This is a genomic window from Arthrobacter cryoconiti, assembly GCF_020905375.1.
Classification (GTDB): Bacteria; Actinomycetota; Actinomycetes; order Actinomycetales; family Micrococcaceae; genus Specibacter; species Specibacter cryoconiti.
Genome location: NZ_JAJJBU010000009.1, coordinates 35,542 through 58,485 on the forward strand (window position 1 = coordinate 35,542; position 22,944 = coordinate 58,485).

The 22,944-nt window shown below is 58.7% G+C and carries 23 protein-coding genes; 13 read left to right on the plus strand and 10 right to left on the minus strand.

Annotated features, from left to right (window positions below):
* Positions 1-48 precede the first annotated feature (48 nt).
* The 4 genes from dnaB to LOH53_RS05780 all read left to right on the plus strand — a co-directional run bounded on the left by dnaB (position 49) and on the right by LOH53_RS05780 (position 4,087).
* Positions 49-1,431 (plus strand): replicative DNA helicase, encoded by a 1,383-nt coding sequence (dnaB, locus tag LOH53_RS05765; RefSeq protein ID WP_230066779.1) that lies wholly within the window; start codon positions 49-51, stop codon positions 1,429-1,431.
* A 138-nt stretch (positions 1,432-1,569) separates the two neighbouring features.
* Positions 1,570-2,970, plus strand: a complete 1,401-nt coding sequence (locus LOH53_RS05770; RefSeq protein ID WP_230066780.1) for an MATE family efflux transporter — start codon at positions 1,570-1,572, stop codon at positions 2,968-2,970.
* Positions 2,967-3,572: a hypothetical protein gene (locus LOH53_RS05775; RefSeq protein WP_230066781.1), complete on the plus strand. Its 606-nt coding sequence runs from the start codon at positions 2,967-2,969 to the stop codon at positions 3,570-3,572. Before LOH53_RS05770 ends, LOH53_RS05775 begins: the two co-directional genes overlap by 4 nt.
* 98 nt (positions 3,573-3,670) lie before the next feature.
* On the plus strand, positions 3,671-4,087 hold the full coding sequence (locus LOH53_RS05780; RefSeq protein WP_230066782.1) for a hypothetical protein: 417 nt from the start codon (positions 3,671-3,673) through the stop codon (positions 4,085-4,087).
* 10 nt (positions 4,088-4,097) lie between these two features.
* On the opposite strand, the gene LOH53_RS05785 is transcribed toward LOH53_RS05780, so the two are convergent.
* Entirely contained in the window at positions 4,098-5,084 is a 987-nt protein-coding gene (locus tag LOH53_RS05785; protein WP_230066783.1) for an N-acetylglucosamine kinase, read from the minus strand.
* Between the two features lie 93 nt (positions 5,085-5,177).
* On the opposite strand from LOH53_RS05785, the gene LOH53_RS05790 reads away from it, so the two are divergent.
* The 5 genes from LOH53_RS05790 (at position 5,178) to LOH53_RS05810 (ending at position 10,337) form a co-directional block, all read left to right on the plus strand.
* Positions 5,178-6,149, plus strand: coding sequence for a MurR/RpiR family transcriptional regulator (locus LOH53_RS05790; protein WP_230066784.1), 972 nt, complete (start codon positions 5,178-5,180; stop codon positions 6,147-6,149).
* Positions 6,142-6,906 carry a sugar isomerase domain-containing protein gene (locus LOH53_RS05795; protein ID WP_230066785.1) on the plus strand — a complete coding sequence of 255 codons (765 nt, stop codon included), beginning with the start codon at positions 6,142-6,144 and terminating at the stop codon, positions 6,904-6,906. The genes LOH53_RS05790 and LOH53_RS05795 overlap by 8 nt, the downstream gene beginning before the upstream one ends.
* Positions 6,907-7,036: 130 nt before the next feature.
* Positions 7,037-8,449: an N-acetylglucosamine/diacetylchitobiose ABC transporter substrate-binding protein gene (gene ngcE, locus LOH53_RS05800; protein ID WP_230066786.1), complete on the plus strand. Its 1,413-nt coding sequence runs from the start codon at positions 7,037-7,039 to the stop codon at positions 8,447-8,449.
* Positions 8,450-8,541: 92 nt separating this feature from the next.
* Entirely contained in the window at positions 8,542-9,441 is a 900-nt protein-coding gene (locus LOH53_RS05805) for a carbohydrate ABC transporter permease (RefSeq protein WP_268250998.1), read from the plus strand.
* Positions 9,442-9,545: 104 nt separating this feature from the next.
* Complete coding sequence (locus LOH53_RS05810) at positions 9,546-10,337, plus strand: carbohydrate ABC transporter permease (protein WP_230066875.1); 792 nt, start codon at positions 9,546-9,548, stop codon at positions 10,335-10,337.
* A gap of 16 nt (positions 10,338-10,353) precedes the next feature.
* Here the strand turns inward: LOH53_RS05810 and LOH53_RS05815 are convergent, their stop codons facing one another.
* Positions 10,354-10,926 (minus strand): CGNR zinc finger domain-containing protein, encoded by a 573-nt coding sequence (locus LOH53_RS05815; RefSeq protein WP_230066876.1) that lies wholly within the window; start codon positions 10,924-10,926, stop codon positions 10,354-10,356.
* A 73-nt stretch (positions 10,927-10,999) separates the two neighbouring features.
* Between LOH53_RS05815 and LOH53_RS05820 the strand changes: the two genes are divergently transcribed.
* Positions 11,000-12,097 (plus strand): EamA family transporter, encoded by a 1,098-nt coding sequence (locus LOH53_RS05820; protein WP_230066788.1) that lies wholly within the window; start codon positions 11,000-11,002, stop codon positions 12,095-12,097.
* An 81-nt stretch (positions 12,098-12,178) separates the two neighbouring features.
* Here the strand turns inward: LOH53_RS05820 and LOH53_RS05825 are convergent, their stop codons facing one another.
* Positions 12,179-12,781, minus strand: coding sequence for a TetR/AcrR family transcriptional regulator (locus LOH53_RS05825; protein WP_230066789.1), 603 nt, complete (start codon positions 12,779-12,781; stop codon positions 12,179-12,181).
* A gap of 118 nt (positions 12,782-12,899) precedes the next feature.
* Between LOH53_RS05825 and LOH53_RS05830 the strand changes: the two genes are divergently transcribed.
* Positions 12,900-13,844, plus strand: a complete 945-nt coding sequence (locus LOH53_RS05830) for an alpha/beta hydrolase family protein (protein WP_230066790.1) — start codon at positions 12,900-12,902, stop codon at positions 13,842-13,844.
* Positions 13,845-14,120: 276 nt separating this feature from the next.
* Here the strand turns inward: LOH53_RS05830 and LOH53_RS05835 are convergent, their stop codons facing one another.
* The 3 genes from LOH53_RS05835 to LOH53_RS05845 are packed head-to-tail and all read right to left on the minus strand — an operon-like array spanning position 14,121 to position 17,035.
* Complete coding sequence (locus LOH53_RS05835) at positions 14,121-16,457, minus strand: heavy metal translocating P-type ATPase (RefSeq protein WP_230066791.1); 2,337 nt, start codon at positions 16,455-16,457, stop codon at positions 14,121-14,123.
* A gap of 26 nt (positions 16,458-16,483) precedes the next feature.
* Positions 16,484-16,708 carry a heavy-metal-associated domain-containing protein gene (locus tag LOH53_RS05840; protein WP_230066792.1) on the minus strand — a complete coding sequence of 75 codons (225 nt, stop codon included), beginning with the start codon at positions 16,706-16,708 and terminating at the stop codon, positions 16,484-16,486.
* Positions 16,709-16,711: 3 nt separating this feature from the next.
* Entirely contained in the window at positions 16,712-17,035 is a 324-nt protein-coding gene (locus tag LOH53_RS05845; RefSeq protein ID WP_230066793.1) for a metal-sensitive transcriptional regulator, read from the minus strand.
* Positions 17,036-17,183: 148 nt separating this feature from the next.
* On the opposite strand from LOH53_RS05845, the gene LOH53_RS05850 reads away from it, so the two are divergent.
* Both LOH53_RS05850 and LOH53_RS05855 read left to right on the plus strand, forming a co-directional pair.
* Positions 17,184-18,293 carry a WD40/YVTN/BNR-like repeat-containing protein gene (locus LOH53_RS05850; RefSeq protein WP_230066794.1) on the plus strand — a complete coding sequence of 370 codons (1,110 nt, stop codon included), beginning with the start codon at positions 17,184-17,186 and terminating at the stop codon, positions 18,291-18,293.
* A 10-nt stretch (positions 18,294-18,303) separates the two neighbouring features.
* The gene (locus LOH53_RS05855; protein WP_230066795.1) at positions 18,304-18,591 is read left to right on the plus strand and encodes a MoaD/ThiS family protein; all 288 of its coding nucleotides are present in this window, start codon (positions 18,304-18,306) and stop codon (positions 18,589-18,591) included.
* A 19-nt stretch (positions 18,592-18,610) separates the two neighbouring features.
* Here LOH53_RS05855 and LOH53_RS05860 read toward each other — a convergent pair whose 3' ends face one another.
* Genes LOH53_RS05860 through LOH53_RS05875 form a run of 4 tightly spaced genes read right to left on the minus strand, consistent with a single transcriptional unit; the run spans position 18,611 to position 22,821 of the window.
* Positions 18,611-19,642 (minus strand): NAD(P)-dependent alcohol dehydrogenase, encoded by a 1,032-nt coding sequence (locus LOH53_RS05860; RefSeq protein WP_230066796.1) that lies wholly within the window; start codon positions 19,640-19,642, stop codon positions 18,611-18,613.
* Entirely contained in the window at positions 19,643-20,515 is an 873-nt protein-coding gene (locus tag LOH53_RS05865; RefSeq protein WP_230066797.1) for a carbohydrate ABC transporter permease, read from the minus strand.
* Positions 20,516-20,518: 3 nt separating this feature from the next.
* Complete coding sequence (locus tag LOH53_RS05870) at positions 20,519-21,457, minus strand: carbohydrate ABC transporter permease (protein ID WP_230066798.1); 939 nt, start codon at positions 21,455-21,457, stop codon at positions 20,519-20,521.
* Positions 21,457-22,821, minus strand: coding sequence for an ABC transporter substrate-binding protein (locus LOH53_RS05875; RefSeq protein ID WP_230066799.1), 1,365 nt, complete (start codon positions 22,819-22,821; stop codon positions 21,457-21,459). Before LOH53_RS05875 ends, LOH53_RS05870 begins: the two co-directional genes overlap by 1 nt.
* Positions 22,822-22,944: the final 123 nt, after the last annotated feature.

Genomic DNA, 22,944 nt, shown 5'->3' on the forward strand with positions numbered 1-22,944 from the left:
TGCTTAAGCGTTTAATTTGGTCAGCAGGGAAGAAAGCGGGAACCACACATGTCAGCGCCAGCAATGGACTCCACCAAGACGTCCCGGGAGTCGGACTTTGCCCGGACTCCTCCACAGGATCTAGTCGCTGAGCAAAGCGTCCTTGGCGGCATGATGCTCTCCAAGGACGCAATTGCCGACGTCGTAGAGGTTTTACGCGGCAACGATTTCTACCGGCCGTCCCATGAGAGCATTTACGAATCCATCATTGACCTCTACGGCCGTGGTGAACCGGCGGATGCAGTGACGGTAGCTGACGAGCTCACGAAACGTGGTGAGATTGCCAAGGCCGGTGGCGCAGCTTACCTTCACCAGCTCATCCAGTCCGTGCCGACAGCAGCCAATGCCGGCTTCTATGCCGAAATCGTAGCCGAGCGCGCAGTGCTGCGAAGGTTGGTCACGGCCGGAACCAAGATCGTGCAGATGGGCTACGCGCAGGACGGCGAGGTTGAGGACGTCGTCAATGCCGCCCAGGCAGAGATCTTTGCTGTCGCTGAACGACGCGCCACTGAGGACTACGTGATCCTCAAGGACGTCATGGAATCCACGGTCGATGAAATCGAGGCCTCCGGTCACAAGGGCGAGGGCATGACCGGCGTGCCCACGGGCTTCTACGAATTGGACGAACTAACCAACGGCCTTCACCCGGGGCAGATGATCGTCATCGCGGCCCGACCAGCTGTTGGTAAGTCAACTTTTGCCCTTGATTGGGCTCGCTCAGCTGCCATCACTCACAACATGGCGACGGTGGTCTTCTCCTTGGAGATGGGCCGCAACGAGTTGGCGATGCGTCTCCTCGCGGCAGAAGCAACCATCAGCCTCCAAGACCTTCGCAAGGGCACCGTCAAGGACGATCAGTGGTCCAAAATCGCCACCACCATGGGCAAGATGAATGACGCCCCGCTGTTCATTGACGACTCTCCTAATATGTCGCTGATGGAAATTCGGGCAAAGTGCCGGCGTCTAAAACAACAACATGACCTCAAGCTCGTGATCTTGGACTACCTTCAGCTGATGTCTTCCGGCAAACGGGTTGAGTCGCGCCAGCAGGAAGTCTCCGAATTCTCCCGTGCGCTGAAGCTGCTGGCCAAGGAACTTCAAGTCCCCGTTGTGGCGCTCTCACAGTTGAACCGTGGCTCAGAGCAGCGCACGGATAAGCGGCCCATGGTCTCAGATCTGCGAGAATCCGGCTCGATCGAGCAGGACGCTGACATGGTCATCCTTTTGCACCGCGAGGATATCTACGACAAAGAGTCGGCACGTGCCGGCGAGGCCGACGTCATTGTCGCCAAGCACCGCAACGGGCCCACCAAGACCATTGTGGTGGGCTTCCAGGGCCACTACTCGCGGTTCGCGAACATGGCCAACGACGGCGGTGGGAGCGGCTACTAGCCCTGTTTTCGCGTCGAGGGCGTGCCATACTGGCGACGGCGTGTGAAAGTTCACGCCACCCCGCCAGTACGGCACGCCGTCGCCGCCTAGAGAGCAGCCCGAATGCCAGGATTGGTGCCGCGCCGATACGCTAGGGGAATGCCCACACAAGCGCCGGCGGCGTCCGAACCGCAATCCGGCCAATCCACCTCGCGAGTGATCCTGCATCTGGCGGTCCCCGCTCTTGGTGCACTGATCGCGGAGCCATTGTTTTTGCTGGCGGACTCGGCCATTGTGGGGCACTTGGGTGTGGCCGAGCTGGCCGGAGTTGGCCTGGCCTCAACTGTTCTTCAAACTGTTGTAGGGCTCATGGTGTTCTTGGCATACTCCACCACACCTGCTGTTGCGCGCCTGCTGGGCGCCGGTAGACGTGCGCAGGCACTCGCTGTGGGGCGAGATGGAATCTGGCTTGCCGCAGGGCTTGGACTAGCACTCGCTGGCGCCGGGTGGCTCGGTGGAGGCCCGCTGCTATCAGTCATGGGTGCCAGCGGGCAGGTTCTGGAATTTGCACACGATTACCTTGTGGTGAGCATGGCAGGCGTCCCCGCCATGCTACTGGTCTTGGCTGCCATGGGTGTGCTGCGTGGCCTTCAAGACACCCGGACGCCGCTGCTGGTGGCCGGGATTGGGTTCGCCGTAAATATCGTCCTGAACTTCATCCTGGTCTACGGCTTGCATCTCTCCGTTGCAGGATCAGCGCTGGGAACTGTACTGGCGCAATGGGGCATGGCAGCTATCTACCTGGCGATTGTGATCCGTGCTGCCCGCGCCGCTGGTGTGGGGCTGCGTCCAGATTGGGCCGGTGTGCGTACGGTCTCCCAAGTGGGTGGCTGGCTCATGGTGCGGACGTTGTCATTGCGCGTGTCAATACTTGCCACCGTGTTGGTCGTGACGGCGCAGGGCCCCATCAACTTAGCTGCGCACCAATTGGCCATGACGTTGTTCACGTTCTTAGCCTTTGCTCTGGATGCCCTTGCCATTGCCGCCCAGGCTCTCATCGGCAAGGAACTGGGAGCCGGGAATGTGCGTTCGGTGCGGTCTTTGACCACCACTATGACCCGTTGGGGGCTGGGATTCGGTGTTCTCACCGGTCTAATTCTGTGGGCTTCCTCTGCGGGCGTGGGATGGTTGTTCACGAACGACGTCGGCGTGCACCATGCGCTGTCTATGGCCCTGCTGCTTATGGCCGTGGGGCAGCCGTTGGCCGGTTACGTATTCGTACTGGACGGCGTGCTGATTGGAGCCGGCGACGCCCGCTATTTGGCGCTCGTGGGACTAGCCAACCTGGTGGTGTACTTGCCACTGCTGTGGTGGATCAACACGGCCGCTCTGGGCGACACCCCGGGGGCCCTCGGTTGGTTATGGGCCGCCTTCAGTTTGGGCTACATGGCAGCCCGGGCGGTGAGCCTTGGCCTGCGGGCGCGGACGGATCGTTGGATGCGCCTCGGGGTTCTTGCCCGGGAAGAAGGGGAGGCCACCCCGGCTAGACTTGAAGGGTGAGTGAAACCGTAATGCCCTCAAATATCAATGCCGCCGTGAACGGAACGTCGTCGTTTCGCCTGTGGCAGCCAGTACTTTTCCGCTCCATGGTCACGCTGCTTTTTGGCATCGTTACTGTATTTTGGGGTGCTCCGGACGTCTTGGGGTTGTGCCTGCACTTTGGCTGGTACTTCCTGGTCATTGCTGCCGGGCAGTATTGGTTCGTCCGCCGTTTGGCGTTGCCCCAACAGGATGTGCGTCGGCTAGTGCTCTTGGCGGCTGCAGCGCTGATGGCCGTATCAGGCGTCGTAATTTTCGTGGCGATCAACACCGCGCTCGCTGCCTGGCTGGGAGGCGCCGCCCTGGTGGCGTTGGGTGCCGCTGAGCTCTTTGCGGCGTTGCATAATCGGAACGTCACGGCCAAGAAATCCGCCTTGCGCAGCGATTGGCTGATCTCCGGGATCCTCGGAGTGGGCACCGGTCTGCTCCTTCCCTTCTTCGTCAATGCGGGGCCCCATGCACTGCTGGGTGTTAGTGGTGGGGGGGCTCTGATGGTGGGGGCGTTGTGGCTCCTGTCCTCGCTCACTTTGCGCCATGATGCCCGAACGCGGAAAGACACGTAAACTGGACAATGTTCTACTTCGCGTAGAACGATAGCGTGGGAAGATGCACGCACATCGCGGCGCCAGGAGCCGGGAACAATCGATCTAAGGACCAAACCGTGGGCAATGCAGAGCCGCACAAATCCTCGTCGGGCAACTCCATAAGGTTCCCCCTCAGCTTCTCCTTTGCCATGGGGGCCGTGGCGGGGCTGGTGACCCTCGTATCCTCCGCCGGAGGCACCATACACGGCCTTCGTTGGGACCTGGGCGGGATCGCCTTTGGGATCGCGTTTATTGCTTCACTTCTAATTTCCTCCTTGCTGGTCATGGGCCACAAGGAGAACCCTGATTATCTCAGCGAGGGCTCAGGTGTGAACCGAAAGTCGTCGGATCGCCTTGACGCCGCACGCCAGAGTAGAGAGAACGCTGAGCGAGCGGCTCGTCAAAAGGCTGCGCAGGCGAGCGACGAAGCGGACCGCGCCAAAGCGGACAATGAAGGCGAACCAGGCGAGGAAAGTCACCCAGACCAAAGCTGAGCGGCCCGGCTCAGCCCCGCAGTGTCGCCAAACTGGCGGAAATCGCTGCGAAGACCTCTGCATCCACAACTTCACCAGCGCGTTTCAAAGCCAGCACCGCAGCTCCGGCAACCCCATCACCTACCGTGACCGGCTCCATGACGGTTGCCCGGGTCTCTTGTTGCAAGGCAGCCACCACGGCGGCTGTCATCGCATGACCTTTGGTCAAGACGCTTCCGCCGAAGACCATGGGCCCTGATAGCTCAGGCTCCATGACGGCACCCAGAGTTTGTGCCAGTAGGGCCGCTGCCCGGTCCAGAATGTCACGAGCGGTCTCATCGTTTCCGGCCGCAAACGCCAAGGGCGCAAAACGGGATAGCTCGATAGGGTCAAGGGCGTACGCTTTGACGATGAGTTGCTGCTGTGCTCTGACCCGACCCTGACGGCGTGAGCCGCCATCCCACTGGATGTCCAAGTCAGCCAGCACCATATCGGTGAGCACGGTAAATGATCCCCGCCCGTCCAAGGCCGCGGAAACTGCCCGCAAGACTTCCCGGCCAAGCCAGAATCCTGAACCATTGTCCCCGAGTAGCCACCCAGTTCCATCTGCCACCGCTGCTAATTTTGCGCTCGAGACCCGGGCAGCCACGGCACCGGTCCCGGCTATCAACGCGTATCCCTCATCATGACGTGTTCCGGAATAAAACGCACCCAATAAATCAGATTCGATCATGAGTGATCCGACCAACCCCAGGGGTGCGAAGCGTTGGTGGAACAAATGCGTCGGTATTTCAAGGGATGCACCAGCCATGCACACCGTGGCCGAAGCGAAGGATTTATCGGTGCCACCCAGGGCAGCCAAGGAGGCTTGGATGAGTGCGCCTGAAGCCCCCTCAATTCCCCGAGAAACCGGGTTTCCTCCTCCTGAAACGCCATAGCCATGACACTGTCCATCGGCGGAAAAAAACACCGCCCGAGTGGACGTTCCACCAGCATCAATTGCGAGGTAATTGCGCATCGTTACCAATCTGTGTCGTAGGTGTGACTTGACTTACATGAGCAGTGATAATAGTTTTCAATTAGTACTCGTCAATAAGAAACGGATTTTCACATGTCGCAATTCACGTCCCCCGTTGCAGTGCTGAACGCTGCCGGTGTCGTGAACCGCATTCAGGCCAAACTACCTGACATGCCGGCGGCCATGGCAAAAATTGGGGCGTTCTTGCTGGAACATCCGCACGCCCCTTTGGAACTTTCCATTTTGGAACTCGCCGGGCAAACTAAGACCTCCCCTGCCACTGTTACCCGGTTCTGCCGACTACTGGGCTACGCCGGATACGTCCCGTTCCGTGTGAGTGTTGCTTCCGACGCTGGCCGAAGTGACGCCCGCGAGTCTTGGAAGGTAGATATTGGCCGAGCATTTGGCCCAGACGACTCCGCTCGGGATGTTCTGAGCACTCTAGTGAACGCTCACACCCGCTCCTTAGAGGAGACAGCAGCAGTCATGGACTTGGCGCTCATGGACAAGATTGCACGCCGGATCGCCATGTCAACGCACGTAGATATCTACGGCATTGGTGGCAGCGCTGTCATGGCCAAGGAACTTCAATCGCGCCTGTACCGCATCGGCATCAACGCCCATCATTGGTCTGAGGTCCATGCGGGCCTGACGAGTGCGGCAATCCAGGACGCGAACTCCGTCGCCATCGGTATTTCCAATACAGGGCGTACCGAGGAGACCATTCAAATGCTGCGAGAGGCTGGGGAGGCGGGTGCCTTGACCGTGGCGCTGAGCAACAATCCTGGCTCACCACTTGCAGAGAGTGCCGACGCTGCGATCATAACTTCCGTCCATGAACAGTTTCTTCAGCCTGACGATCTGTCCGCCAAACACGTTCAACTATTGGTTCTTGACATGATCTATCTGTTAGTCGCTCAGGTTAATTTTTCCCAGACCACCTCAAAGCTGGCCGCCTCCGCGATTGCGGTCTCGCCCCACCGGCGGCCCACTCGCGCAGCGCGTCTGGAACTGGCAAACCACCGTGGTGGGCGCAACGCGGGAACGGGCCAATCACATGTCTGAGACCATACGCGCGTTCAGTCTGGAAGTTTCCACTCGTCTGGATTTGCTGACCCAGTGGGCCCTGGATGGCGGGTTAGAAGAGGCATCCGGTGCCTTGGCTGATGCGTTGGGGGCTGGCGGTGTCATCCAGACATTTGGTACCGGCCACTCGGAGGCCTTTGCGATGGAAATCGCTGGCCGGGCTGGCGGGCTAATCCCCACCAGCAAGATCGCTTTGCGGGACTTGGTGTTGCACGGCACCCGGGCGGCCGCCTCGCTTGACACCTTGGAGGGCTCGATCCTGGAACGGGAAAGTAGCGTGGCCGAGGAACTCTTCGCTCTTTCTCCCGTGGACCCACGGGACATCTTCGTCATTGCTTCCCATTCCGGTGTCAACGGATCAGTTGTTGGTCTGGCTCTGGTGGCCAAGGCGCACGGGCACAAAGTGATTGCTGTGACGAGTGTGGAACATAGCAATGCCGTTGATCCCAAACATCCCAGTGGAATGCGTTTGAGTGATATCGCCGACATTGTTATCGATAACAGGGCTCCCTATGGGGATACGACCCTAGAAGTTTCCGGCGGAGGGGGTGTTGGGGCAGTGTCATCCATAACTGGGGCGTACATCGCGCAGTTATTGACCCTAGAGACTGTTCAACACCTAATCCGTGCGGGGAAGAAGCCGCCCATTTATATTTCCTCAAATATTCCAGGCGGCGACGAACACAACAACGCGCTGGTAGGCCAGTATGCTGGCCGGCTCAGGCGGGAGGCGTGAAGCTCGATGGATAAAAAGTTGACGTCTTGCGCGGCACGCGTGAAGTCAGCCGCATGGCAAGAAATACCTGTACGAATTGTACAAAGCAGTACCTTCTAGCGTTCGTACCATCTATGAAAGGCAGTACACAATGAGTGTTTTGAACAAGCCGCTACAGCGTCGTGGATTCCTTCGCGGTGCTCTGGCCACTGCTGTTCTTCTCCCCCTCGGTGGGGCCCTGGCCTCCTGCGCCGGTGGCGGCGGAACTACTTCCTCCGCCGCAGCTGGTGGCGAAGTCACCGACACCAACCCGTTCGGTGTAGCCAAGACCGGTAACCTTGACGCGGTCATCTTTAAAGGTGGTTACGGGATCGACTACGTCGACTTCGCCGGCGCTATCCTCTCCAAGAACTTCCCGGACGTCAAGGTAAAGATCAACCCGTCCACGGACATCGCGCAGGAACTGCAGCCACGCTTCGTCGGTGGCAACCCGCCGGACTTGATCGATAACTCCGGTGAGAAGGCCATTGGTTTCAGCACTATTTTGGACCAGCTGGAGGACTTGAAGTCCGTCACTGAGGCTAACAACCTCGAGGGCAAAAAGATTGCCGATACTTTGTACGACGGTGTTCTGGCACCGGGCACCTTTGGCGGCAAGGTTGCCGCCATCAACTACGTGCTTACGGTGTACGCAATGTGGTACTCCAAGAGCCTGTTCGATGCCAACAGCTGGAAGGTTCCCACCACGTGGGACGAGGCCATGGCGCTTGGGGCTGAGGCGAAGAAGATGGATAAGTACCTCTTCGTGTGGGGCAAGGAAGCCGCAACGTACTACCAAGAAATGGCCATTGCCTCTGCCATTAAGGAAGGTGGGGATCAGGTTCGTCTGGACTTGGAGAACCTCAAGCCCAACGCCTGGTCCGCCCCGGCACTGCAGAGTGTCTTCGGAGCCTTGGAAAAGATTGTCGCTGCCGGTTACATAAAGCCAGGCGGTTCTGGTACCAAGTTCACTGCCGCCCAGGCTCAGTGGTCCAACAACCAGGACGGCCTGCTGTACCCCTCTGGTTCCTGGATCGAGAACGAGATGAAGGACCAGACGAAGGCTGATTTCAAAATGACTGGTGCAGCGGTGCCTGTCGTCTCGGCCAGCCCGAAGATCGCTCAGACTGGTCTGCACTCGGCGGCCGGTGAGCCCTTCATTATCCCTTCCAAGGGTGCGAATGTTGCAGCAGGTAAGGAATTGCTGCGGACTATGCTCTCCAAGGAAGCTGCAACCAACTTCGCGAAAACGAAGCTGGCCCCGACGGTGGTCAAGGGCACCGTTCCTGCTGACGGATTCGGTTCCACGGCGCTGGTCTCGCAGACCACATTGCTTGACAATGCCAAGAAGGACATCTTCACTTGGAACTTCATTGATCTCTACGGAATGAATGGCGACATGTTGGTTCCGTGGAACTCCTTCCTGGACGGCAAGCTTGACACCGCTGGCCTGACGAAGGCACTCCAGGCGATTACTGACAAGGTAGCCGCTGATAGCTCGGTCAAAAAGATTGAAGTGAAGTGACACAAGCAACAACTCATGTGCAGTCGGACAGCGGCGTTCGCGTCGCTGTCCGGCGGCGCCGGAAAAAACTGACATTCGATAAGGTCAGCTTCATGGCAGTCTTTCTTGGACTGCCGTTGGTGATCTATCTGGTCTTTGTAATCTCGCCGTTCGTTCAGGCAATATATTACTCGATGACCAGCTGGAGCGGCTTCGATAACAGCATGCCGTTTGTGGGCCTGGATAATTATGTGAAGCTCTTCAATGACAGCATCTTCATGATCTCCGTGCGTAACAGCATCGTCTTGGCGATCTTCCTACCGGTGGTCACTGTCATTCTGGCCTTGGTGCTGGCTACATTAGTCACCATTGGTGGTAGTAGCCGTGGTCAGATTAAGGGACTGAAGGGCGCCGGTTTCTATCGGATCGTCTCCTTTTTCCCTTATGTGATCCCCGCAGTCGTCATCGGTATCATCTGGTCACAGATCTACGATCCCAGTTCCGGATTGCTGAACGGCTTTCTGACAGGAATAGGTTTGGGCGGCTTTGAGTCCTTCCCCTGGCTTGGTGATGCGCGTACGGCGATGATCGCTTCCATGGTGGTCATTGTGTGGGGTTTTGTGGGCTTCTACATGATCTTGTTCATTGCTGCCATCAAGGGCATTCCAGCGGAAACCTTTGAGGCTGCTCGGATCGACGGCGCTGGACGCTTCCGTACGGCCACCACGATCACGATTCCGTTGATCCGCGACAACATTCAAACGGCGTACGTTTACATGGGCATTTTGGCCCTGGACGCGTTTGTGTACATGTCAGTCCTGAACTCGGGCGGCGGACCGGAAAATTCAACGTTGGTCATGTCGCAGAAGCTCTTCACCACAGCGTTCTCCAAGGGTCAGTTTGGTTTGGCCTGTGCCATGGGCGTGGTCCTGGCAGCAATTACCTTGATCTTCTCGGCACTGGTATTTCTGGTGAACCGGATCACCGGCGGCAGTCAGGATGTGTCTGAATAATGTCTATCAACCTCAAAAATAGGGCCCCTGCTGCAGGGGATAGCTATACGCGCAAGGCCACGGAGCCCCGCGGTGACAGGATTGTGGCGGGAGTTTCCCACACCATGCTTGGACTATGGTCCGTCATGGTCCTTGTCCCCTTGGCGTGGACAGTGATGTCGTCCTTCAAGACGACCAAGGAAATTTTTGCTTCTCCGTTCTCGCTGCCAAAAGTGTGGCAGTTTCAAAACTATGCCAACGCCTGGAGCACGGCCGGCATAGGCAACTATTTCCTCAACACGGTGATCGTGGTTGGCTGCGCGCTAATCATTGTGATGGTGCTCGGAGCCATGTGTGCCTATGTGCTGGCGCGCTATGTTTTCCCAGGCCACCGAGTGGTCTATTATCTGATGCTTGCCGGCCTCACATTCCCGATCTTTCTAGCTATCGTCCCGCTGTTCTTCATCTTGAAAAACATGGGGTTGCTAAATACCCTTCCCGGGTTGATCATCGTCTACGTGGCGTTTGCGTTGCCTTTCACGGTGTTCTTCCTTTTCGCGTTTTTCAAGGCGCTCCCAGGAGAAATTGGCGAAGCCGCCCAGATTGACGGTGCCGGGGAATGGCGAACGTTCTTTCAGGTGATGCTGCCAATGGCCAAGCCGGGTCTTGCCTCTGTAGCTATTTTCAACTTCTTGGGCTTGTGGAATCAGTATCTGATCCCGGTTGCGATCAACACCGAGACGCATAACTGGGTTCTTTCGCAGGGCATTGTGGCCTTCGCCGGTCAGCAGGGCTACGCAGTGGACTTTGGCCAGCTGTTTGCCGGAGCCGTGATTGTGGTGGTGCCGGTCATGATCGCGTACATCGTCTTCCAGCGTCAATTGCAGGGGTCGGTGTCGGCAGGAACCATGAAGTAGAGGTTTTACTCAGGTTTTAGTGTTCGGTTAACTTTCGACGCCGGTAGGCGGCGACGTGGGCGCGGTTGCCGCAGTTGCCGGTGTCGCAATAGCGGCGTGAACGGTTCTTTGACAAGTCGATCAGAACTGCCTGGCAGTCTTCCGCAGCGCATACCCGGAGCCTGCTAAGTTCCTTGCCTCGGATGACGTCCACCAAAGCCATGGCGGCCTCCACCCCCATGCGCCGCGCCAGCGGCGCAGCGGGGGCCGTTGCATGCAGATGCCAGTCCCACTGGTCGTGTTTGACGAGCTGGGGCAACGCACCTGCTTGGGCGAGCAAAGCGTTGACCATGGTCACTGCAGTTTCCTCCGCGGCTGTCCAGATGGTGCGCAGTTCGGTGCGCATGGCGCGGACGTCGGCAAGCTCTGAGCCGGTGTGCTCCCGAGAACCGGTGAATTGTTCGGCGATGACGAACTCATCCAGTTCGACCAAGGTTGAGAGCGCGTCGATACTGGCGAGCGTCGCTGCGGATGCCGCATGGGTGGGGGCAGTGTTGATCAAGTTGGCCGCGGAGACCAAGGCTACTTCCGTGTCATTGCTAAAGACCATGTTGACTCCTGACATTTGACGGGCGTAATGTCATGAGTCTAACTCTCTTGACTGCTGACATATGGACACGCCCATGACTTCTTCCAAATACTCACTGCGCTTTGTCCGCTCGGGACGTTTTGTGCGCTCGGGCGACCCGGCTGGTTCGCGTGCACCCCTAGCCTCTCCGGCGCTGCTCTTTGCGTTTGCCTCTGCTGCGACATTCGCCTTGTCAGGGTCGTTCGCCAAGTCACTTTTCGAGGCTGGATGGTCTCCCGGCGCAGCCGTGGCGGCACGCATTGGAGGTGCCGCCGTCGTACTTTTGGTGCCGGTCATCCTCACCTTGGTGCGGCAATGGGCGCAGGTGAAGGGATCATTGGCGCGTATCGCCATCTACGGGATTGTGCCGATCGCACTGTGCCAGCTTTTCTACTTCAACGCCGTTTCCCACTTGTCGGTGGGCGTGGCACTGCTGCTGGAATACCTCTCACCAGTGCTGCTGGTGGGCTGGGCCTGGCTCTCCACCCGGACCAGCCCACGCTTGCTAACTATCGCCGGGGCCATTTGTGCCATGTCCGGATTGGTTCTGGTACTGGATCTGGCCGGAAGTACCCAGGTCAGCGTTGAGGGAATTCTTTGGGGTCTCGCCGCGGCGGTGTGTTCGGCGGTCTTCTTCATTATGTCCTCTCGCAGCAATGACAATGTTCCCCCCATCCTCATGGCCGGTGGCGGCATGATGGTGGGGGCCGTACTGATCCTTGGCTTGGGGGCCAGCGGCGTCATGCCCATGACATTCAATGTGGGCAACGTTGTCTTTGCCGGGCATCGGCTCTCATGGTTGGTGCCGGTGCTGGGCCTAGTGCTGATCACGACGGTGTTTGCCTACGTGGCCGGTATTGTTGCCACGCGAGGCCTTGGCTCCAAAGTCGCGTCATTCGTGGCGCTCTTTGAGGTTCTTTTCGCGGTGCTGTGGGCATGGGTTCTTCTGGGGGAGATGCCACGGTTCATCCAGCTAATGGGCGGGCTGTGCATCATGGGCGGGGTGGTGATGGTCCGCTTGGATGAACTGCGTGGAAGCCCCCTTCGTGGTGCCACCTACCCGGTTGACCTGGACCTACCTCACCCGGACCCTACTCACCCGGACCCGGCTCACCTGGACCCGGTGAAGCTCGACGCCGGTCATCAAACGTGAGCGGCACTAGCCAAATAGGGAGAGATTTAGCCTTTCCCGGATTGAGTATTTGCCTTGGCCCTTGGTGCAGGGGGAGTCACGCTAAGGGGACGTCTGGAGCAGGACGCCTGAGATGAGGTTCTGCACGAGCCTGTCTGCATCGTAGTTGGGGTCTGTGGCTGCGCCAACGCAGAGGTTTCCGATGCCTTTAAGCACGCTGTAGGCATTGATTGTAGAGCTATTCTGGGACTGAGCGAGAGCGGCGTGGAGAAGTGCTTCGCAGGCCGGTACGAGGCGGTCAACGAAGTAGGCGTGTAGGGCGTCGGATCCGGCGTTGTCGCCATGGAGAGCGCTGGCAAGTCCGTGCTTGGTGACCAAGAAATTCACAAACAAGGCTACCCACGCACGGAGGGCGGCTTCGGGCGTATCGCTTTCGCGCAGGAGCCTAGGCCCAGCTTCGGCGCACGCCTCTACCTGGTGTCGGTAGACGGCCACCACTAAGTCCGACCGGGTAGGAAAGTGGCGGTAGATCGTCCCCATCCCAACCCCAGCCTTCGCCGCAATCTCTCGCACCGGCGCGTCGACCCCGGACTTGGTGAATACGGCCGCGGCTGCGTCTAAAAGGGACTGTTTGTTTCGCCTTGCATCAATACGTTTTGGGCGCTCCTGAAGTTGTGGAACCTCGTCTGCCGTGGTCTCAGCCACTTCATGCCTCTTCTCGGGTGATGGCGCTTAACTTGTTTTCCGGAACGCTGTTCCGTATAGTTCGGAACATCGCTCCGCTTCTAAGTATGACAGAGCGCCATCCCGAAAGGAACATGTTTTGAAATCAATAATCGTTGACACCCTAGATGGAATCGTCGGTGTTGGTAGCCCAGTTGTGTCCGTCGCTCCCGTCCAACTATCTGCGCCGGATCGGGTGATCCCGCTGGAAGTACGGGTCTCAGCTCCCGTGAACGGCACCAACCTACCGGTAGTGCTGTTCTCGCACGGCAACGGGTGGAACCTCGACGGGTACGCACCCTTGGCGGCGTTCTGGGCATCCCGTGGGTTCGTTGTCATCCAGCCCACCCATTTAGACTCCCGCCGCAATATGATCGATTTCGAAGACCCCCGATTCCCGACGATCTGGACCGAACGGATCGCTGACCTCACCCGCATCCTGGATCAACTCGACACTGTCGAAGAGTCCGTTCCGGGACTTGCCGGTCGCATCGACCGCAGCCGCATCGCTGCGGCTGGGCACTCCTGGGGCGGACAAACTGTCCAGTCAATCCTCGGTGCGCGGGTCTTCGACGCGGATGGACTGGCAGGTACGGACATGTCCGATAACCGCGTCACCGCTGGAATGCTCTTTGCAGCAACCGGACTCGGCGGCGATGACCTCCATCCCTTCGCCAAGGCGAACTTCCCGTTCATGCGTCCGTCCTTTGCGGAAATGAATACGCCAACCCTCGTTGTTGCTGGCGATCTGGATCAGTCAAAAATGTCCAGTCGTGGCCCCGACTGGTTCACCGATGCGTACACCCAGGGCCCGGGAGCGACTGACCTGATCACCCTCTATGCCGCCGAGCACGGACTCGGTGGCATCGTCGGATACGAGGTCGCAGAAACCACGGACGAGAACCCTGAACGAGTTGCCGTCCTGCAGCGGATGAGCACCGCTTACCTTCGCACCGCACTCCATGTGGATGAAAATAGCTGGCCCCAAAGCCGCGCCGCCCTAAACGACAGCGCCGAGCCCATCGGCCGCGTCGATACCAAATAGCTCCTGCGCGACGGACACCTTGCCCAAAAAGTGGACATTGAGTTGAGGCTGCGGGTGGCAACTTCCGTCCGCAGCCAGCGCTGGTACCGGTCGCGGCCCACGAGCAGGACTCCGACGTAAAACAGGAGTCTTGACTATCGCAAACGGCCTTGCTTGTACAGGACGTGAAGGATCCACTCGCCAAAGTTGAGAACGTCCACGGCTAGAGGCTGAACGTTTGGGCCCGGTTGCCCAGGACCCGGCCCGCTCGACGCCGGAACTTCCTGGGACCATGGCCTAGCTGGCGAAGCGGCGCAGTCGCAAGGAGTTGGCGACCACCAGCACGGAACTGGCAGCCATGGCGGCCCCTGCGATCATGGGGTTCAAAAGTCCCAGAGCAGCTACCGGGATACCAATCGCGTTGTAAAAGAATGCCCAGAACAGGTTCGTTTTGATCGTGCCCAGTGTTTTGCGAGCCAGTGCGATGGCGGTGACCACCTGGCCCAGGTCGTTACCCATCACCGTGAGGTCTGCGGCTTCGATTGCAACGTCGGTGCCAGAACCCATGGCGATACCCAAATCTGCTTGAGCGAGCGCTGGGGCGTCATTGACGCCGTCGCCGGCCATAGCTACGGTGGCACCCTCTGCTTGGAGCTTCCTGACGGCCTCCACCTTGCCTTCGGGAAGTACATCCGCGAAAACATCCGCTGGATCGATTCCCACTGCGGCGGCCACCTCAGCGGCAACCGAGGCGTTGTCTCCGGTGAGCAAGATGGGTCGCAGTCCCATCTCTTTTAGATTTGCGATGGCGGAGCCGGACCCTGCTTTGATGGTGTCTCGCAGCGCGATCAGCCCAGCGGCCCTGCCATCTATGGCAACCCAGATCGCTGTTGTGCCGCGTTGTTGCTGTGCGAGTAGAGCCGCATGGTCCGGGGCGGAGATTTCCACATCGTTTTCCTCGAGCCAAGCAGCCCGGCCGGCCAGTACTGTGTGGCCCTCAATGCGGGCTCGCACACCACCCCCGGGGGACGATGAGAAATCTTCCGCTGATGGTAGAGCGGACTGTGCGCGGGCGTACTCTACGATGGCCTGGGCAATCGGGTGCTCGCTGTACGATTCCACGGACCCGGCAAAACGCAAAACGTCCGCGTCCGATACCTGGGCCAGCGCTATGACGTCCAAGACGGAGAGCTTACCCTCCGTAACGGTCCCTGTTTTGTCCAAGACGATGGTGTCCACCGTGCGGGTGTCTTCAAGAACTTGTGGTCCTTTGATGAGGATACCTAGTTGGGCGGCACGACCAGTTCCGGTGAGGAGACCGACCGGGGTGGCAAGGCCCAAAGCGCAGGGGCAGGCAATGATCAAAACCGCCACCGCAGCGGTGAAAGCGGATTGAAGGTCGCCGTTAAAGACCATCCACAAGACGAAGGTGAGAACGGCAATGACCAGCACAATCGGCACAAATACGGCGCTGATTCGATCCGCGAGCCGTGCAATAGGAGCCTTGCCGGCCTGCGCTGCGCTGACGAGTTTGCCCATTTGAGCCAGAGTAGTCTCGGCACCCACCCGCGTTGCCCGCACTAACAGCCGGCCAGAGGTGTTAATAGTCGCACCGGTGACGGGATCGCCCACAGTAACGTCCACGGGGAGGGACTCGCCCGTGAGCAGTGAGGTATCCACACTGGAGCTGCCATCGCTGACAACCCCGTCCGTTGCAATTTTCTCGCCCGGGCGGACCACGAAGATTTCATCCACCGCTAGTTCGGCTGCCGGGATTTTGACCTCAACGCCGTCGCGGAGCACGCTTGCCTCCTTGGCGCCTAAGCTCAGCAGGGCCTTGAGGGCGTCACCGGCCTTCGACTTTGCCTTCGCTTCTAGATAGCGTCCCAGCAGCAGAAATGTGACGACGACGGCTGAGACTTCGAAGTACAGAGGAGCGTGCCCCTCCATGGCGGAACCGTGAGCGGTCATGGTGGGATCCCGAAAAATCTCAACAGCGGAGAACAGAAACGCCGCACTGACTCCGATCGAGACCAGTGTGTCCATGGTGGAGGCAAAATGGCGAGCATTGACGGCGGCAGCCCGATGGAAGGGCCACGCCGACCAAGTCACCACCGGCAGTGCCAGGATGCCCGCCACCCAGCCCCAGTGCGGAAACTGGAGCGCCGGGAACATGGAGATTAGAAAGACGGGGACCGTGAGGACGGCGGCAACAATGAGCCGGGGGCGCAGCGCGGCCGCGGTGCCACCATGGTTCATGTGCCCCTTGTCTGTGCGAGCGGTGTCTGTGTGCTCTTCGTCTGTGTGTCCGTTGTCCGGGTGAGCGGCGCTCGGGTCGGCGGCGGCTGTGTCTGGTGACCCGTAGTCTTGCCCACGATGAGGTGAGGTCTTGACGCTCGCCCGGTAACCGGTGGCCTTCACCGTGTCAATGATTTGTTGCTCGCTCATGCCTGCCGGAACGGTGACGGTAGCTGATTCCAGCGGCAGATTCACGGAGGCGCTGACACCTTCAAGCTTGCCCAACTTGCGTTCTACTCGGCTAACGCACGACGCGCAGGTCATACCTTCGATGTCGAGCTCGATAATGCGTGGACTAGGCGTGGTTGGGTTGGAGAGAGTACTTGAGGCGCTCATGGCGCTCCTTAGAAAGTTTGTTTCGGTTAGGCGTTATTGGCGACGACCGTGTAGCCGGCCTCCGCGACGGCTTCGCTAACTTCCGCCGGATCCAGCGTCAGGGTTGAGGTGATGGTGACCTCTGAGGTGCCTCCGGTATTGAGGTTGACGCTGACGCTTTGTACACCTTTGAGATCGGTTAATTCCTCGGTGACGGAGTTGACGCAATGTCCGCAGGTCATGCCTGAAACGTTGATAGTTGTGGTGTTCATCTTTTAGCTCCTCAGAAGTCGGGAAATGGCGGCGGTGGCTTCGGCAACCTTGGCTGCGACGATCTCCGGGTTGCCGCTCTCTTGGGACTCCTGAGCGGCGTTCACCACGCAGTGCGCAATGTGATCTTCAAGCAGGCCGATGCTCACCGCGTGCAGCGCTTTGTTGACGGCTGCCATTTGAGTGAGGATGTCGATGCAGTACTTGTCTTCCTCGATCATCCGTGCGATTCCCCGAACCTGCCCCTCGGCCCGCTTTAGACGCCGCAGATATGCCTGTTTTTCTTCGCTATATCCGTAAGGACCAGCAGGAGTTTCGGTGATTGTCATGACTTCAACATATACCCCTATAGGGTATATGTCAATTACCCCTAGGGGGTATGTATTGTGAGGGTCTGTCTCATCGCGAAACGGACACTAGACAGGGATCGGCCACAAACCCTTGCCGGGCAGGGCGTTGAGTGATCGAATGTAACGCATGACACACGGTGAAGATTCAACTGGAAACTATTTATTGGCGGTAGGGACCAAGAAGGGTCTCTGGCTTGGTACCAGTCGGGACCGAGCGAACTACACATTTACTGGCCCGCACTTTTTGATGCACGAGATCCCTAGCATCGGCATCGACACCCGCGGCGGACGCACGCGTATTCTGGCAGGATTACGCAGCGAGCACTGGGGACCCACTGTGGCGCGTTCGGATGACCTTGGTGATACTTGGCAGGAACCGGAGAACGGGGCCATTACATTTCCTGAAGACACGGGTGCGTCACTGGAGCGGGTCTGGCAGATTCAGCCTGACACGGCCGAGCGGGCTGGAGTTGTGTGGGCTGGTTGCGAACCGATTTCCGTTTGGAAATCGACCGACGGTGGCGAGCACTTTGAACTCAATCGCGGCCTGTGGGACCATCCTCATCGCACGGAATGGGGTGCAGGCTATGGCGGAGCGGCGGCCCACACTGTCCTACCGAGCCCCTCGGACCCGAACACCGTCCACGTTGCTATCAGTGCTGGAGGTGTTTACCGCAGTTCCGACGCCGGTCAGTCATGGGAAGCGCGGAATCAGGGGATTTCGGCGTATTTCATGCCCAACCCGTTGCCTGAGTTTGGCCAATGCGTGCACAAGGTAGCGCGTGATCCCAACAATCCCAACATCATGTACGCGCAAAATCATCACGGTGTTTACCGCACGGATGACAACGCAGATACCTGGCTCTCCATTGCCGAGGGGCTGCCGGCCGACTTTGGCTTCACGATGCTCACGCATCCGCGCCGCTCCGGGACCGCGTGGGTCATTCCCGTGAAGGCCGACGGCGAGCGGATCCCACCCGATGCGCGCCTGGCGGTGCATAGGACCGACGACGCCGGCCAGTCATGGCGAGCTTTGACGGACGGGCTGGTTCAACCCGAGTACAACGTGGTGTTGCGCGACGCCGCAACTGTGGACAGTGCCGAGCCGGCCGGACTGTTCTTTGGCACTCGAGGAGGCACCGTGTATGCCAGCGCTGATGAAGGTGAACACTTCACCGAAGTCCTGAGCAATTTGCCGGATGTTTTGTGTGTCCGAGCGGCCGTACTTGAAGCCTGAGGGGGAGACCGTGGGTGAAGTGAATGTGCTAGTTCCCCGACTGCTCCAGTCATTGGTAGGCGGGAAGGCGGAGCTCCGTCTGGAAGTAGGGGAAGGGGCCGGCGTGGGTGAACTTCTGGATGTGATCGGGTCACAGTTTCCGGTCTTTGGACGCCGGCTGCGTGAGGAAACCGGTGAACTGCGCAGATATGTGAACATCTACCTGGACGGTGAAGATGTCCGCAGGATGTCCGGGCTTCAAACGCAGGCAACCGCCGGCCAGGAACTGATGGTTGTTCAGTCCATAGCTGGCGGCTAATTGCCAGCTCGTTTCCGACTTATTCGACGTCGGGGTGCACCATCGCTTTCAAGGCTCCCGGGTATGAACCTGCCGTCAGTGCCGACTCCACGTCCATAAGTCCGTGGACGGAGGTGACCAGGCCGTCTAAGTCAACCCGTCCGGAGGCAGCTAGGGCAATGGCCGTTGGCCATGTATTCGCGTAGCGGAATGTTCCGGTAATCATGAGTTCGCGACCCTGAATAAGAGGTACGGGCAATGCTATGGTGTCAGCGCCCATGCCCACAAGAACGCAACGCCCGCGAGGAGCCAGCCGGCAAATGCCGTCCAGTATGGCGGCTTCTGCGCCACTGGCATCGATGAAGACGTCAAATTCCGGCTCTACGGGTGGCGCCGCCGCGGTGACGAAAGTATGTTCAACGCCGTACCTTTTGCCGGCAGTCAACCGTTCTGCTCTAACGTCGGTCAGGGTGACGGTGGCACCCGCCAGCTGGGCAACTTGTGAAATGAGCAGTCCGATCGGGCCGGCTCCTGCCACCAGCACTTTCTCTCCGATCTGAATCTTGGCCGCCTGCCGTGCGGCGAGGGCTACGCTGAGCGGCTCAAGCAGGGCAGCGGCGTCGTCGGACAATGAATCGGGCACCGGGTGGGCGAACACGGCCGGGTGGAGCGCGTACTCGGAGAAAACCCCATCGATGGGTGGGGTGGCGAAGAACCGGACACCTGGATCTAAGTTGTAACATCCAGCCAATGACTGCGCGGATAGCGGGTCCGGTATGCCAGGTTCTAGAGAGACGCGCTGTCCCACGGACCGGTTGATAACGCCCTCACCCAAACTGACAATTATGCCCGCAGGCTCATGGCCCAGTACCAAGGGGGAATCGATTACGTGCGGACCGATCCTGCCCTCCAAGAAATAGTGGGTGTCCGAGCCGCACACGCCAACGGAGGTGATGCGTACGAGCACTTCACCGGGTCCTGGTGTGGGAACGGGACGCCGTTGCGTACACAGTTCCCTTGGGCGCACCAGCACCGAGACGGTCATGGTGTCAGGTATCTGAGCGGGGAGCATCTATTTCACCGCGCCCATGGAGAGGCCGCGAACCAACTGCTTCTGAGCCACCCAGCCGGCGATCACCACCGGCAGAGATGCCAGCACCGAAGCAGCGGAGAGCTTGGCTAAGAACAGGCCCTCACTTGTCATTTGGGAGACCAAAAAGACAGGTACCGTGGCGGCGTTGGCGGCTGTGAGGTTCAATGCGAAGAAGAATTCATTCCACGCGAAGATGACACAAATCAGTGCCGTGGCTGCAAGACCCGGGGTGACCATGGGTATCAAAATGGTCCGCAGCGTCTTGACCAGGCCTGCTCCGTCCATGGCTGCAGCTTCTAGAACTTCTGCGGGCACCTCCTGGAAGAAGGAGCGCATCATCCACACGGCAATGGGCAGGTTCATGGCCGTATACAAAATAATGAGTGTGCCGATGTTATCCAGCACCTTGAGTTGTCCGGCAATCACGTAGATGGGCATGATGACGGCCACCACAGGAAGCATTTTGGTGGAAATGAAGAAGAACAGCACGTCCTGGGTCTTTTCCACCGGACGTATGCTCACTGCATAGGCGGCAGGGACGGCCAAGAGGACCACCAGGATAGTGGAGACTCCCGTGGCAATAAGGGAGTTCAAGAAGTAAGCCCCGGCCCCATTGGCTAAGACCGCCTCAAACTGTTCAAAGGTGGGAGCGAAAAAGAATACGGGGGGATTGGACGCGGCAGCCGATTCAGGCTTAAACGCGGTCATGACGAGCCAGATCACCGGGGCGAAGAAAATGAACGCGAGCAGCCACGTAACCGTGGTGATGGCGGATCCGGTGAACCGCCGTCGCGCTTGAACGCTCTTGCGCTCTTGGGAAACGGTAGCGGGTTCAGTGATGGTGGTAGTCACGGCTTAGTCCTTTGCGTCAAAGCTGCGGAAGATCAGGCGGAGGGCGAATGATGCGATGACGATGGTGGCGATAACCACCACGACACCCATCGCTGCCGCCTGACCAATGTCGAAGCCCAGGAAGGCCCGTTGGTAGATGTAGAACGGCAGGTTGGCGCTGGCGGTACCGGGCCCGCCAGCCGTCATGAGATAGATCTGGTCAAAGGTGTTGACAACGTAAATGGTGCCCAGCAATACGCCCAGTTCAATGTAGCGGCGTAGTTGGGGAAGTGTGACCCAGAGGAACGTCTTGGCCCAGCTGGCACCGTCAATCTGTGCTGCTTCCAGCACATCCTTGGGTTGGGATTGCAGGCCGGCAAGCACCAACAACATGGTGAACGGGGTCCACTGCCACACCAGCGCCATGAGGATGGAGATGATGGGATGCTGCGCCGTCCAGTCGACCGGGGGGATGCCCACCAAGGAAATAACCCAGTTCACCAAGCCGAAGCTTGGGTTGAGCATGGAAATGCTCCACAGGGTGGCACCCGCCACCGGCATGATCAAAAACGGTGTGATGAGCATGGTGCGCACCACACCCTGACCCCTAAATTTGCGGTCCAAGAGGAGCGCAAAAATGATGCCGAGGATCATGGCCAAAAAAACGCAGCCAAGGGTGATGACGATGCTATTCAGTGCTGAGCTGCGGAAGGTGGAGTCCATGAAGATGTCCACATAGTTTTGTAATCCGGTGAATTGGTTTCCGTCGGGGCGCAGCAGGTTCCAGTTGCGCAGCGAGTACCAAATGGTGACAAGGAAGGGTAATTGTGTGATGACGATCGTGAAGATCAGGGCCGGCAGGAGCGGACCACGGCGTCGCCAGCCTTCGGCTTTGGAGATCTTATTTTTCGTCCGCAGTTCATGCGCCTTGAGGTTGTGTCGATCAACCAGGGTGGTGGCCATCACTTCCCTCCTTCTTTGTAGGACTGAGCAATGGGTTCTGCGTAGAGCTGTGCCTGCTTGAGGGCTTCGTCCACGGACTTCTGTCCGGCAATAGCGGCCGAGATCTGTTGACTGACCCGGGTGCCCAGGTCTTGGAACTCGGGGATGCCCACAAATTGCAGTCCGGGGTAAGGGACAGGGTTGACCATGCTGGTTGATTGCTTGGCGCCGTACATGGCATCCAGCGTAGGTTTGGCGTAGGCCTTTGCGACGGCTGCATACTCGGGAATCTCATACGTGGACTGGCGGCTACCCGGGGGGACCCGCTCCCAGCCGATCTTGTTGCCCACCAGCTTGATGTAGTCCTTATCGGTCATCCAAGAAATAAAGTCCCACGCTGCGCTCTTGTGCTTGCTGGTGGAGGGGATGGCCAATGACCAGCTGTAGAGCCAACCTGCTGACTTGGTGTTCTGAACAGGAGCTGGGGCATACGCCGACTTTCCGGCGACCAATGACGATGCGGGGTCTTCAATGCTGGAAACCATGGCCGTGGCGTCGTACCACATTGCCGCTTTCCCTTGGCTGTAGCGGTTAATGCAGTCCCCATATCCACTTGTTGCCGCGCCGGGCTGGCCGGCGTCGTGCAGCAGATTCACATAGTCCGTGACGGCGGATTTTACCTGTGGGGAGTCAAGCTTTGCGTTCCAATCTTTGTCAAACCACTGACCGCCATAGGTGTTGATGACAGTATCCAGTGGGGCCATGACTTCTCCCCAGCCAGCCAGCCCACGCAGGCAAATGCCGGCAAAGTCCTTCGACGGATCATTGAGCTTGCGAGCGATCTCCCCCACCTGCGCCCACGTGGGGTGCTCTGGCATGGTGATTCCGGCCTGCTTGAACAGGTCCTCGCGGTAGACCAAAAACGATGACTCACCATAGAAGGGAACGGAGTAGACGTCCCCTTTGTAGCTCAGCGCGTCCTTGATGGTGGGGATGAAGTCAGCGGTGTCATAGCCCGGTGTGGCATCGGCTAAGGGCTGGAGGTTATCGATCCAACCGTTCGCCGCCCACATCTCGGTTTCATAATTGGAAATCATGACGACGTCGAACTCACCGCCCCCGGTAGCAACCGACGCCGTGATTTTGGCGCGGGCCTCATTCTCTGGCAACGTCACGAACTTGACGTTGACGTCGGGATGTTTCGCTTTGAAATCGTCTTGAAGTGAGACGGCATCCTTCATCTGAGGATTGGCCACGATAGCTACCACGATGGTCTCTTTCGCGTTGTTGGCTGCGGGAGAACAACTAGTCATCGCCAGTGCGGCGACGGCGGCAATAGCTAGGAACTTTCGTGCCTTGGGCAAGTGCAAGGGTGGGAACTTCATTGCTCACTCTCAATCTCGTTGCTCATTTGAGAAGATCTTTACGCTCATTTGTTAAGTGAGCTTAGTCATATATACTCATTTGAGCAAGAGGTGAGGCTCAAGTGTTTTCAGAAGGAGGGTTTG